The sequence below is a fragment of the Streptomyces sp. NPDC055815 genome, assembly GCF_053616475.1.
The window spans coordinates 86971-98188 of sequence record NZ_JBSHDU010000016.1 but is presented as its reverse complement, the minus strand read 5'-3'; the positions used below and the strand labels follow the sequence as shown (position 1 = coordinate 98188).

Annotated in this window: 12 protein-coding genes; 5 read left to right on the top strand and 7 right to left on the bottom strand. The window is 72.9% G+C overall.

Features of this window, described 5'->3' with window-relative positions:
- Positions 1-34: 34 nt before the first annotated feature.
- Entirely contained in the window at positions 35-229 is a 195-nt protein-coding gene (locus tag ACWGN5_RS13645) for a hypothetical protein (protein WP_453514380.1), read from the bottom strand.
- Between the two features lie 100 nt (positions 230-329).
- Complete coding sequence (locus ACWGN5_RS13640) at positions 330-701, bottom strand: hypothetical protein (protein ID WP_453514379.1); 372 nt, start codon at positions 699-701, stop codon at positions 330-332.
- Positions 702-841: 140 nt separating this feature from the next.
- Between ACWGN5_RS13640 and ACWGN5_RS13635 the strand changes: the two genes are divergently transcribed.
- Entirely contained in the window at positions 842-1843 is a 1002-nt protein-coding gene (locus tag ACWGN5_RS13635; protein WP_453514377.1) for a helix-turn-helix transcriptional regulator, read from the top strand.
- A gap of 17 nt (positions 1844-1860) precedes the next feature.
- Here ACWGN5_RS13635 and ACWGN5_RS13630 read toward each other — a convergent pair whose 3' ends face one another.
- Both ACWGN5_RS13630 and ACWGN5_RS13625 read right to left on the bottom strand, forming a co-directional pair.
- A complete protein-coding gene (locus tag ACWGN5_RS13630) occupies positions 1861-2559 on the bottom strand; it encodes a 4'-phosphopantetheinyl transferase family protein (RefSeq protein ID WP_453514376.1) in 699 nt (232 codons plus the stop codon).
- Positions 2560-2619: 60 nt separating this feature from the next.
- Positions 2620-3498 (bottom strand): glycosyltransferase family 2 protein, encoded by an 879-nt coding sequence (locus tag ACWGN5_RS13625; RefSeq protein WP_453514374.1) that lies wholly within the window; start codon positions 3496-3498, stop codon positions 2620-2622.
- Between the two features lie 204 nt (positions 3499-3702).
- Here ACWGN5_RS13625 and ACWGN5_RS13620 point away from each other — a divergent pair, with 204 nt between their 5' ends.
- The gene (locus ACWGN5_RS13620; RefSeq protein WP_453514416.1) at positions 3703-4860 is read left to right on the top strand and encodes a protein kinase domain-containing protein; all 1158 of its coding nucleotides are present in this window, start codon (positions 3703-3705) and stop codon (positions 4858-4860) included.
- 15 nt (positions 4861-4875) lie between these two features.
- Here ACWGN5_RS13620 and ACWGN5_RS13615 read toward each other — a convergent pair whose 3' ends face one another.
- Positions 4876-5157, bottom strand: coding sequence for a hypothetical protein (locus ACWGN5_RS13615; protein ID WP_453514373.1), 282 nt, complete (start codon positions 5155-5157; stop codon positions 4876-4878).
- A gap of 184 nt (positions 5158-5341) precedes the next feature.
- Between ACWGN5_RS13615 and ACWGN5_RS13610 the strand changes: the two genes are divergently transcribed.
- Positions 5342-7180 carry an alkyl/aryl-sulfatase gene (locus tag ACWGN5_RS13610; protein WP_453514371.1) on the top strand — a complete coding sequence of 613 codons (1839 nt, stop codon included), beginning with the start codon at positions 5342-5344 and terminating at the stop codon, positions 7178-7180.
- Positions 7181-7406: 226 nt separating this feature from the next.
- Here ACWGN5_RS13610 and ACWGN5_RS13605 read toward each other — a convergent pair whose 3' ends face one another.
- On the bottom strand, positions 7407-8843 hold the full coding sequence (locus ACWGN5_RS13605) for a tetratricopeptide repeat protein (RefSeq protein WP_453514368.1): 1437 nt from the start codon (positions 8841-8843) through the stop codon (positions 7407-7409).
- A 119-nt stretch (positions 8844-8962) separates the two neighbouring features.
- On the opposite strand from ACWGN5_RS13605, the gene ACWGN5_RS13600 reads away from it, so the two are divergent.
- Positions 8963-9997, top strand: a complete 1035-nt coding sequence (locus ACWGN5_RS13600) for an Lrp/AsnC family transcriptional regulator (protein ID WP_453514365.1) — start codon at positions 8963-8965, stop codon at positions 9995-9997.
- Positions 9998-10029: 32 nt separating this feature from the next.
- Positions 10030-10317, top strand: coding sequence for a DUF6191 domain-containing protein (locus tag ACWGN5_RS13595; protein ID WP_453514363.1), 288 nt, complete (start codon positions 10030-10032; stop codon positions 10315-10317).
- A gap of 38 nt (positions 10318-10355) precedes the next feature.
- Here ACWGN5_RS13595 and ACWGN5_RS13590 read toward each other — a convergent pair whose 3' ends face one another.
- The gene (locus ACWGN5_RS13590) at positions 10356-11186 is read right to left on the bottom strand and encodes a class I SAM-dependent methyltransferase (RefSeq protein ID WP_453514361.1); all 831 of its coding nucleotides are present in this window, start codon (positions 11184-11186) and stop codon (positions 10356-10358) included.
- Between the last annotated feature and the right edge of the window lie 32 nt (positions 11187-11218).

The window sequence follows — 11218 nt, the reverse complement described above, 5'->3', positions numbered from 1 at the left end:
CCGGGCGGCGAACTGCCGCCCGGCCCGGGGTGGTTCACGGACCCCAGGTGATGTCGTTCACCGACGTCGTACCGGTCGCCGTTCCGGACGGCGCCACGGCGGCCTCGACCCGCACCTGCGGCGCGGTCGTGCCGGGGTCCGTCGCGACGACCGCGGCGGCCGCGGCGCAGAGGCCGGCACCGGCCAGCAGGACGGCGGCGACGTGCTGCGCGATGCGCTTTCCAAGCATGGTTCTTCCCCCTGGAGCAACCGGAGAAGGTGCGGTGGCCAGGGTTCTCCGACCCCGCTCTTCCCGTTGATCGACTTGATGACCTCAGTCTGTCCACGGCTCAGAAGTCGAGGAAGGGGTTTCCGCTGTCATGATCCGGCCTTGGCATAACCCGTCCAGGGCGATCCCACCCGAACATTCGGTCGAAGTACGGACCGACCAGCCTGCCCTCGCAGCCGAGCAGCAGGAAGCCGCTCAGCTCCCGGCGGGTCCGCAGCGCCCTCCCGCACACGGCCGCCCCGATCTCCTCGGCCTGCTCCAGGGAGCGGGCGAGCAGGAAGAGGCCGACGACCGGGCCGACGGGCGTATCCGGATGCACGACGACGTACTCGACGGATTCACCGGGCTTTGCACTTCCCCGGAAGATTTCCGAGGCGCCGCCCGGCAACGATTCGCTTGATTTCGAGGCCAGTTGAGCGTGAACCATATACATGGACCCAGGCTCGCATCTCCGGCAAACACTGCAGGACAGGGCGGATTGGCCGCTTTATGCCATTGCCTGAACCTGCACGCTCGGTGATACTTGCGTCCGACTCGGTCAGAGGAAAACACCGGTTAGTTCAAGGGGGAACGGTGCTCGAGCCACTGGGCCTGGATTCCGCGGCGGAACAGCTCTACAAGTCCATGCTGGCCTATCCCCAGGATGACCTGGCCACGCTCTCCGCCCGTCTCGGCGTCGACGAGCAGGACGCCCACCGGAGTCTCGACTCGCTCAGCACCCTCGCCCTGGTCCGGCCCGCCCTGCGGGAGGGCGGCGGCTACCGCGCGGTCAGCCCGGAGATCGCCATGGAGCTGATCCTCTCCCGGCAGCAGGCGGACCTCGCCGCCCAGCAGCTCCGGATCGAGACCTCGCGGGCCGCCGCCGCCCAGCTCATCGCCGAGTGCTCGGCGCTGACGAACACCGCCGCCACCTCCGGCGAGGACGCCGAGCGACTCATAGGCGTCGACGTCATACGGGAGCGGCTGGTGCTCCTGGCGGCCCAGGCGGAGCAGGAGATCACCACCTTCGCTCCCGGCGGCGCCCACCCCGCGGCCGACCTGGAGGCCAGCCGCCGGCCGAACGCCGCGCTGCTCGACCGGGGCATCCGGATGCGGACGATCTACCTCGACAGCGTGCGCAACCACGCCCCCACCCTCGAACACGTCAACTGGCTGAGCTCGCGCGGCGGACAGGTCCGCACCGCGGCCACCCTCCCGGTGCGGATGGTCATCATCGACCGCCGCCAGGTGGTCCTGCCGCTCGACACCTCCGACGCGCGGACCGGAGCGGTGCTGCTCAAGGGCGAGGGGATCGTCACCGCGCTCTACGCGCTCTTCGAGAGCACCTGGGCCGCGGCGACCCCGCTGGGCACGCCGCCCGTCGTCGACCAGAACGACCTGAGCAACCAGGAGGTCGAGATCCTCCGGCTCCTCGACACCGGGCTCACGGACGAGGTCATCGCGAGGCGGCTCGGCGTCTCCGCCCGGACCGCCCGCCGGCTCACCGCCCTCCTCATGGAGCGGCTGGGGGCCCGCAGCCGCTTCGAGGCGGGGGCCAACGCGGTCCGCCAGGGCTGGCTCTCGCTCACCCGCTGACGCCACCGCCCGGGGGCTCAGTCCGGCAGGCCCCGGTGGAGGCGGACCTCGTAGGGTGCCGGGGAGGCGACCGCGACGGCGGCCGCGTGGCCGGCGCCCACGGCGAGATCGGCGAGGTGCCAGCCGGGGAGCGGGCCGCGGACGTCGTCGGCCGCCAGATCGCGGCCGAGACCGGTGCCCAGGCCCTTGAGGTACGCCTCCTTGCGGGCCCACAGGCGCGCGAAGACGGCCGGCCGGTCCTGCGGAGGCGCGGCTTCGACCTCCTGGCGTTCCGCCGGGTGCAGCACCTTCGTGAGTTCCTCCGCGGTCCCCGCCTCCGGTACGGGCTCCGCGTCGACGCCGATCGGGACGGGCGCGACGCCGATCACGACCAGGCCCCGGGTGTGCGACAGCGAGAACTCCGGTGCGGCCGCCGACCGCAGGACGGGCCGCCCGTGCGGACCGTCGCAGCACGGGCAGGGGGCCCGGTCGAAGCGCAGCGCGCCGGCTGCGGTGCCGGTCAGGCCGGCCAGGACCGTCCGGAGCGCGATGTGGGCGAAGCAGTAGAGGTGCCGGTCCTCGTCCCGGACGAAGGCGGCCGCCCGGCGGCGCTCCTCCTCGTCCAGGACGCCCGGGTCGAGCGCGGCCGACGGGTCCGGGACCGGCAGCGCCCACACCCGCACGTCGAGCGTGTCGTCGGCTCCGGTGCCCCGCGACGGAGTCAGTGACGTTCCCATGGGCGTCATGCTGACAGACGGGTCCCGGGGCCTGTCCGGCGGATCAGGGCCGGACCGGCTCTAGATCACCGGCGGGCGGCCCAGGCGGGCCATGTGGAGGACCGTCGTCCAGCGCATCGGCGTGCGGGGGCCGCAGGAGCGGCGGACGCCCTCGGCGAAGCCGCCGAACCAGGCCTTGAGGCCCGGCAGGGAGCGGGTGCGGGCCAGGGTCAGCAGGGTCCACACGCCGAGGTAGACGGGGACGAGGAGGGCCGGCAGGTTGCGCTTGGCCAGCCAGACGCGGTTGCGGGCGGTCATCCGGTAGTAGACGGCGTGCCGGGCCGGGCTGGTCTTCGGGTGCTGGAGCAGCAGCTTCGGCTCATAGATGACCTTCCAGCCGGCGTCCAGGGCCCGCCAGGCGAGGTCGGTCTCCTCGTGGGTGAAGAAGAAGTCCTCCGGCCAGCCGCCGATCTCGTCCAGCATGCGCATCGACAGGCCGTGGCCGCCGCCGAGGAAGGTGGTCACCTCGCCGCCGCGCAGCGGGTCCTTCGCCCCGAGCCGGGGGATGTGCCGGCGCTGGGTCTCGCCGGTCTCGTCGGCGATGCGGAACGAGACGACGCCGAGCGTCGGGTCGCCGTCGTACAGGTCCGCCACGCGGCGGAAGACGTCCCGGTCGACGAGGAGGCCGTCGTCGTCGAGGTCCACCACGATGTCGACGTCGCCGAACGCGCGCAGCGTCTCGATGGCGACGTTCCGGCCGCCCGAGACGCCCCGGTTCTCGGGGAGTTCGACCCCGGTCACGCCCTCGGGCAGCTCGGGGAGCGTCCCGGTGCCGTTGCCGACGACGACGATCCGGGCGGCGGGCTCGTCCTGGCCCGCCACGGCGTCGAGCAGGGCCCCCAGCTCGGCGGGGCGCGTGCCCATCGTCAGTACCGCCACACCCACACGAGGTCGCGCCACGACCCACTCCGTCCCATGTCCGCCGGAACTCGCTCCGGGCCGCGATGCTAACCGTCCGGGGACACCTTCCGTTCACCAGGACCACGGGTGTCGTGCACCCGACGGGAGGCGCTAGGGGGGCGCGGGACGAGGGAGGGCTTCGGGCGGCTCTACGCTGGTTCCCTTCCGTCAGGTTGATCGATCGTCGAAAGGGTGGTCTCCCAGGTGCTGGTCGCGGACCGATATCGGCTTCATGTGTGTATCGGCCGGGGCGGCATGGGCGAGGTGTGGCAGGCCACCGACGAGGTCCTCGGCCGGTCCGTGGCCGTGAAGCTGATGCTGGCCCAGGCGACCGACCCCTCCGCCGGTGACCGCTTCCGGCTGGAGGCGCAGACCGCCGCGCGGCTGAGCCACCCGCACGTGGTGGGCGTCTTCGACTTCGGCACGTGGGACGGAAAGCTGTTCCTGGTCATGGAGTTGGTCGAGGGCGACAGCCTCCAGGGGAGCCCGTCGGATCCGCTGGTCCTGACCGTCGAGCGGGTCGCGGTGGTCGCCGCGCACGCCGCCGCAGGGCTCGCGGCCGCGCACCGGCAGGGCGTGGTGCACCGGGACATCAAGCCGGGGAACCTGCTCGTCGACGCCGAAGGCACCGTCAAGCTGGCCGACTTCGGCATCGCACGGTTCGTCGACGACCCCTCCGCGGCGCTCACGACGACGGGCCAGATCGTGGGCACGGGGCTCTACCTCGCCCCCGAGCGTGCCCTCGGGCAGCCCGCGTCCCCCGCCTCCGACGTGTACTCGCTCGGCTGCGTGCTCTACCAACTCCTCACCGGAAGACCCCCGTTCCGCGCGGACACCGCGACCGCCCTGCTGTACCAGCACATCGACACCGCGCCCGTGCCGCCGAGCCGGCTCGGCGCCGCGCTGCCGCCCGAGTTCGAGACGTACCTCCTGAGCCTGCTCGCGAAGCAGCCGGAGCAGCGGCCGTCGGCGCAGGCGATCTCGGACTGGTTCTCCTCCGGCGCCTGGCGCTCCTACCCCGGTGCCGCCCCCGTCAGGCCCCAGGCCCACTCTCCTCAGGCCCACCCTCCGCATGCCCACTCTCCTCAGGCCCACCGTCAGGCCCCCGCGCCCCTTCAGCCCGCCGGGCCCGCGCCGATGCCCATGCCCGCGCCGGTGCACACGCCCGCGCCGACCCCGCCGCCGATGAACCGGCCGCCGATGAACCGCCCCGCGCCCGCCGCCCGGCGGCGCCAGAGCCAGCCGAGCACCGGCGGCGCGCTCGCCGAGCTGTCCCGGCGCCGGCCGCGCAAGACGGCTGCCGTGGCCGGGGCCATCGCCTTCGTCGTCTTCCTGGTCATCGGGATGGCCTGGCTGTCCTGAGCGCCGGGGAGCAGGTCAGTACAGTCGCGGCGCCATGACGTGGGGCTCCTCGTCCGCCTCCGCGAGGAGCAGGCAGCGCGGTACGCCGGGCCCCGGGGTCGCCCGTACGGTCACAGGCGTCGGCGGGTCGGTCGGCAGCTCGATCTCGACGGTGACCGGCCGGTCGTCGCGGGTCGTGGCGTGGCCGGTCTCCTTGCCGTCGACGAGGACCTCGACGACCGGGGTGTGCCCGGTCTGCACGGTCGCGGAGACCGAGTGGCCGAGGTAGTCGATGTGGAAGTGGTGGCGTGCCCTCATGGGCCACCTCCGAGCCGCGCGGGTGGGCACGTGCCGACGGAGCGGGACGCGTACCTCCAGCGTAGGCACGGTCCGGCGCGCCCGCCCGTTCCCCGCCCGCTCCGAAGTGCGGCCGTAGTACCCCGGTGTTCAGATGGACCGGTACGCCGATCACCGCCCGCAAGCGGAACGGAGCACCTGGCACATGAGCGACACCCTGCCCTCGTTCGAGGACACGACCGACTTCGACGATGCCGACCGGGGCTTCCTCGGCGCCCTCGTCCCCGGTGTGGTGACGGCCGCCGACGGCCGCGTGGTCTGGGACAACGACGCCTACGGCTTCCTCAAGGGCGACTGCCCGGACACCGCGCACCCCAGTCTGTGGCGGCAGGGGCAGCTCTCCGCGCGCCAGGGCCTGTACGAGGTCACCGCGGGCATCTACCAGGTCCGCGGCCTGGACATCTCCAACATGACGCTCGTCGAGGGCGAGCGCGGGGTGATCGTCATCGACCCGCTGATCTCCGTGGAGACCGCGGCCGCCGCGCTCGCGCTCTACAAGGAGCACCGGGGCGACCGGCCGGTCACCGGAGTGATCTACACCCACTCGCACGGCGACCACTTCGGCGGGGTCCGGGGCGTCCTCCCGCACGGCACCGAGGAGGGCGTCCCGATCCTCGCCCCCGCCGGCTTCCTGGAGCACGCGGTCAGCGAGAACGTGTACGCGGGCACGGCGATGACCCGCCGGGCGAGCTACATGTACGGCGTCGGGCTGCCGAAGGCCCCCGACGGGCAGATCGGCGTGGGCCTCGGCCAGGGCACCTCCACCGGCACCATCAGCCTGATCCCGCCGACCGTGGACATCACGGAGACCGGGCAGCAGGAGACGGTCGACGGCGTGCCGATCGTCTTCCAGCTGACGCCGGGCACCGAGGCCCCGTCCGAGATGAACTTCCTCTTCCCCGACCACCGCGCCCTGTGCCTGGCGGAGAACGCCACGCACAACATGCACAACGTGCTGACCCTGCGCGGCGCGGTCGTCCGCAACTCCCGGATCTGGGCCCACTACCTGGACGAGGCGATCGAGTACTTCCACGGGCAGTACGACGTCGGCTTCGCCTCCCACCACTGGCCGACCTGGGGTCACGACAACGTGGTGCGGTTCCTGGGCGAGCAGCGCGACCTCTACGCGTACCTGCACGACCAGACCCTCCGCCTGCTCAACGAGGGCTGGACGGGCGTCGAGATCGCCGAACGGATCGAGCTGCCGCCGGCCCTGGAGAAGGCCTGGCACGCCCGCGGCTACTACGGCTCCCTCAGCCACAACGCCAAGGCGGTCTACCAGCGGTACCTGGGCTGGTACGACGGCAACCCGGCCCACCTGTGGGAGCACCCGCCGGTGCAGCTCGCGCAGCGGTACGTGGACGTGGCCGGCGGCCCCGCCGAGGCCCTCGCCAAGGCCCGCCGGTACGCCGAGTCCGGCGATCCGCGCTTCGCCGCGACCCTCCTCAACCACGTGGTCTTCGCCGACCCCGGGAACGAGGAGGCGAAGCGGGCCCTCGCCGCCGTGTACGAGGATCTCGGGTACGGCGCCGAGAACGCCACCTGGCGGAACTTCTATCTGCGCGGCGCCCAGGAGCTCCGGCAGGGCGTCACCGGCGACATGGTCGACATGGCCAACCCCGAGGTGGCGATGGCCCTCACCGTCCCCATGCTGATCGATTCGATCGCCATCGCGATCGACGGGCCGCGGGCCTGTGACGAGGACCTGACGATCGACCTGGTGCTCCTGGACGGCCCCACGGGCGCGGGCGAGCGGCACCGGCTCACCCTGCACAACGGCGCCCTCACCCACCGGGTGGTCGCCGAGCCCCGGACGCCCGCCGGACTGGCCCTCACCCTCGGGAAGGCCCAGCTGCTCGGCCTGCTCGCCGGGAAGAGCCTCCAGGAGCTCGGCATCGGGGTGGAGGGCGATCCGGCCCTGCTCGCCCGCCTCTTCTCGTACGTGACGAAGCCCGACGCCCAGTTCCCGATCGTCACCCCGTAGACTCGCGCTGCTCGCCGGACTCGGCATGTTCGGGGTGATGGGCCTCGCGGTGCTGAAGGCCGCCACCAGCTCGCCGATCCTGGGCCTGGTCACGAGCACCACCATGCTGGTCCTCAGCTACGTGTCGTTCCTGTTCCTCTGCTTCGTCGGCTACGCGTTCCGACATCGTAGGCATCCGGACCGACGACGGCCCGGCCGCGAGTCCCGCCCTGTGGAAAACCCGGTGCTAGATCTCCCCCGCCAGCGCGAACAGGCCGCGCCTCGCGCCCTCTTCGTACGCGCTCCGCAGCTCCGGGTCGACGAGCAGCGCCCCGAGGGCCTCCTCGCCCCGGGTCCTGGTGACCACGCAGTACTCCGCCGGCCGGTACGAGGAGTCGAAGACCGAGGTCCGCAACAGATCGACCGCGCCCAGGAGATGGGCCGCCGCGTCGTACCTCCCCTCCATCGCCCGCATCTGCGCGAGGAGTTCCGCCGCGCAGGCCGCGCCCACCGCCGAACCGAGCCGCAGATGCTCGCGCAGGGCCCTCCTGGCGTACTCCGCGGCCCGCTCCCGCTCCCCGTCCCAGGCCCCGAGTTCGGCCCGTACGTGGTACGCCCAGGCGTCGGCGAACATGTCACGGCCCACCCAGGCCCGCCGGCTCTCGCGGTCCAGGTCCCCCTGGTCCAGCGCCTCCTGCGCCGCCTCCGGGTCGGAGCGGCACAGCGAGAGCGCGAGCCCGACCCAGCAGGCCTGCCGGGTCGGACCGAACTCGGGGTGCTCCTCCATCAGCGCGAGGGCCTCCCGGAATTCGGCCTCCGCCGCGCGCGTACGCCCCTGGTAGAGGGCGGTCGCGCCGCGCAGATGGGCCAGGAGCGCCAGACAGCGCTCGTCGCCGTCCCGTACGGCCGCCGCCCACGCCTGGGCGAGGAGCGGGTCGGCGTCCTCGGGACGGCCCGACTCCAGCTCCAGGAAGGCGGCGAGCCACAGGGCACGGGCGGAGGGCGGTCCGGCGTGCAGGCTGAGGGCGTGCCGCAGCCTGCTGCGGCCCTCGGCGATCCGCCCGCAGGCCACCCACAGGAACCACAGGGAGACCGCGATCTCCACGGACGTCTCCGCCTCGGCACTCGGCGAGAGCGGCGCGGTCGTCGGGTCCATGGCGGCGGCCAGGTCGGGGAGTTCGCGCAGCGCGAGGTCCCGGGCGTCGAGCTGACGGCCCCGCTGCCACCAGTCGGCGGCCCGCCGGGCGACCTTCACGCACCACCTGCGGTGGTGCAGGAGGACGGCCCAGCGGTCGCCGCGCGCGGTGAGCCGGCGGGCGCCGACGGCCCGCATCGGATGCGGCATCCAGTACCGGGGCAGACCGTCCTCGCCGTCGAAGAGGTCGTCGACGGGCAGCAGGGCGAGGGGGGCGAGCCGGTCGAGGACCGCCTCGATCCGCCCCGCGGGCAGCGTGCCGGAGGCGCAGACCTCGCGGGCGGCCTCCCGGCCGAAGGCCCCCTCGAAGACGGAGAGCCGCTCCCACAGGAGCCGTTCGGCCGGCCCGCAGCTCTCGTAGCCGCGTTCGGCCGCGGCGATCTGGTCAAGGCCGACCGTCTCGCCCCACAGGCGTTCGGTCTCCGGTGGTTCTCCTGTCCACATGTGGTCCAGCCCCCGTGTCACTTCTCCGCCCTTCTCCTGTGACATAGGACGGATTTAATGGAAATCAGCCAGGTTCGCGGCTTGAATGCATGAGCCCTGGTCCACATCCTGGGGCCTTCCCGTGCCCGCACCCAGGGTTTCCCCGGGATCGACCAAGGAGGCACATGCATACCAGGGAATCCGTCCTGGGGGAGGTGGATCTGGCGCTGATCCACGCACTGCAGATAGCGCCCCGCGCCAGCTGGACCCAGCTCTCCACCGTCCTCGCCGTGAGCCCCGAAACCCTCGCCCGGCGCTGGGAGACCCTCACCACCGGGGGGTACGCGTGGAGTTCGATGCTCGCCGCCCGCCGCGGCACCGAAGCCACCCTCTACGCGTGGGTCGAGCTGGAGTGCGTGGCCGGCGACGCCGAGGCCACCGCGGTCCAGCTCGCGGAGGACCCGTACACCCTCGGCGTCCACCAGGTGACCGGCGACTCCGACCTGATCCTGCTCGTCAACTGCCCCGACCTGCACGCCCTCGACGGCTACCTCGCCGGCCGGGTGCGGCGGCTCCCCGGGGTGCTCAGGGCCCGCACCCAGGTCGTCACCCAGCTGCACAACCGGCCCTACCGCTCGCGGATCGAGCAGCTCACCCCGGGACAGGTGCAGCACCTCGCCGAGCTCACCGGCGGCGAACGGCGGATCCGGCCCCCCGCGCGCGCGTACCCGCACGTCACGGAGCTGGACCAGCGGATCGTCGCGGAGCTGGCGGGCGACGCCCGGCGCAGCGCCGCCGAACTGGCCCGGCAGTGCGGCACGAGCGAGTCGACCGTGCGCCGCAGGCTGGACGCGCTCGGCGCGGCCGGCGCCTGCCACCACCACTGTCTGCCGGCCCCGCGGTTCTCCGGGCGGCCGGTGTGGGCGCTGGTCACGGCGGACGTACCGCCGCTGGACGTGGCCGAGTCGGTGGCCGCGCTCGGCAGGCTGCGGCAGACCCGCGTGGTCACCTCGGTCACCGGGCGCCACAACCTGGCTCTCGCCATGTGGCTCGGCACCGTCGAGGAACTCCACGACGTGACCGCCGCGCTCGTGCGGGCGGCGCCGGCACTGCGGATCACGGGCACCGCGGTGTCCCTGCGCACCCACAAGATCGGCGCGCAGGTCCTCGGCGCGGACGGGCGGCGCACCCACCACATCAGGCCCTCGACCGTCCCCTGACAGGGCGCCGGGGCGCGTGTTGTGATGGGGGCATGGAGTTCGCCGTGTTCGTGACGCTGCCCGGTCTGGTCATCCTGCTGACCGTGATCGCCTTCGCCGACCAGATCCTCCGCATGACCGGACGCGGCAAGCGCACCGGTCAGGTCTCCTCGACGGGCTTCGAGCAGCTGCACGCCACCTTCTCGCAGGGCAAGCAGAACGAGCTCAAGGAGCGGCAGAGCGCCCTCGTGCTGCGCGACGACGAGGAGGACGGCGCCCCGCCGCGCCACTCGACGGTCGACCTCGGCGGCGGCCGGGCCGTCATCCGCATCCAGCGGTGACGGGGGCCGGTCCCGACGGTCGGCCCTGACCCTCGGCGTCAGGCCGGGCGGGTCGCCTTGATCGAGTACATCAGGGGGATGCGGGGGCGGTCCGCCGGGAAGCGGTAGTAGCCGTCCTCGTGGCGCTTGAGGGCTCCGTACCGCGGGAAGAGCGAGGCGTCGTGCTCGTGCAGGAACTCGATGCGCAGGCCCGCCTTCGCGAGCGCCGTGACGACCTCGCCGACCGGGTGCACCCACTCCACGCTGCGGTTGTTCACGGTGACGGCGTCGAGGTCGGCGTACGTCCCCGGGCTCGTGTCCACCCACGGGTCGCGGACGAAGTAGTCGTGCACGACCCGGCTGCCGGTCTCGTCGTCGAGCGAGTCGGTCAGCGGATGGAACTCGGCCACGTAGAGGAAGCCGCCCGGGGCGACGAGGGAGGCCGCGGTCTCCGCCCAGCGGTCGATGTCGGGGAGCCAGCACAGCGCCCCGAGGCCGGTGTAGACGATGTCGTACGAGGTGTCGGGGACGGCCTCGGCGGCGTCGTACACGTCGGCGGCGACGAAGGCGGCCCGCTCCTGCGGGAGGCCCAGGTCGGCCGCGAGCGCGCGGGCCGTGTCGACGGCCGGCTCGGAGAAGTCCAGGCCGACGACGTGCGAGGCGCCGTGCCGGGCCCAGGAGAGGGTGTCCAGGCCGATGTGGCACTGGAGGTGCAGCAGCGAGCGGCCCGTGACGTCGCCGACCTCCGCGAGCTCGAAGTCCCGCAGGGCGTCCTTGCCCGCGCGGAAGGCGTCGAGGTCGTAGAACTCGCTGGCGGCATGGATCGGGACGCGCTCGTCCCACTTCGCGCGGTTGGCCTCTAGCCAGTCCTCGGGCGTCGGAGAGTACATGCCGGGGAGGTTATCCACAGGCTGCGGAGGAC

What these genes read in the sequence shown, in the direction of transcription:
- ACWGN5_RS13645 (WP_453514380.1), bottom strand. Translation starts at nt 229, where the DNA reads ATGCTTGGAAAGCGCATCGCGCAGCACGTCGCCGCCGTCCTGCTGGCC.
- ACWGN5_RS13640 (WP_453514379.1), bottom strand. Translation starts at nt 701, where the DNA reads ATGTATATGGTTCACGCTCAACTGGCCTCGAAATCAAGCGAATCGTTG.
- ACWGN5_RS13630 (WP_453514376.1), bottom strand. Translation starts at nt 2,559, where the DNA reads ATGGGAACGTCACTGACTCCGTCGCGGGGCACCGGAGCCGACGACACG.
- ACWGN5_RS13615 (WP_453514373.1), bottom strand. Translation starts at nt 5,157, where the DNA reads ATGAGGGCACGCCACCACTTCCACATCGACTACCTCGGCCACTCGGTC.
- ACWGN5_RS13610 (WP_453514371.1), top strand. Translation starts at nt 5,342, where the DNA reads ATGAGCGACACCCTGCCCTCGTTCGAGGACACGACCGACTTCGACGAT.
- ACWGN5_RS13605 (WP_453514368.1), bottom strand. Translation starts at nt 8,843, where the DNA reads ATGTCACAGGAGAAGGGCGGAGAAGTGACACGGGGGCTGGACCACATG.
- ACWGN5_RS13600 (WP_453514365.1), top strand. Translation starts at nt 8,963, where the DNA reads ATGCATACCAGGGAATCCGTCCTGGGGGAGGTGGATCTGGCGCTGATC.
- ACWGN5_RS13595 (WP_453514363.1), top strand. Translation starts at nt 10,030, where the DNA reads ATGGAGTTCGCCGTGTTCGTGACGCTGCCCGGTCTGGTCATCCTGCTG.
- ACWGN5_RS13590 (WP_453514361.1), bottom strand. Translation starts at nt 11,186, where the DNA reads ATGTACTCTCCGACGCCCGAGGACTGGCTAGAGGCCAACCGCGCGAAG.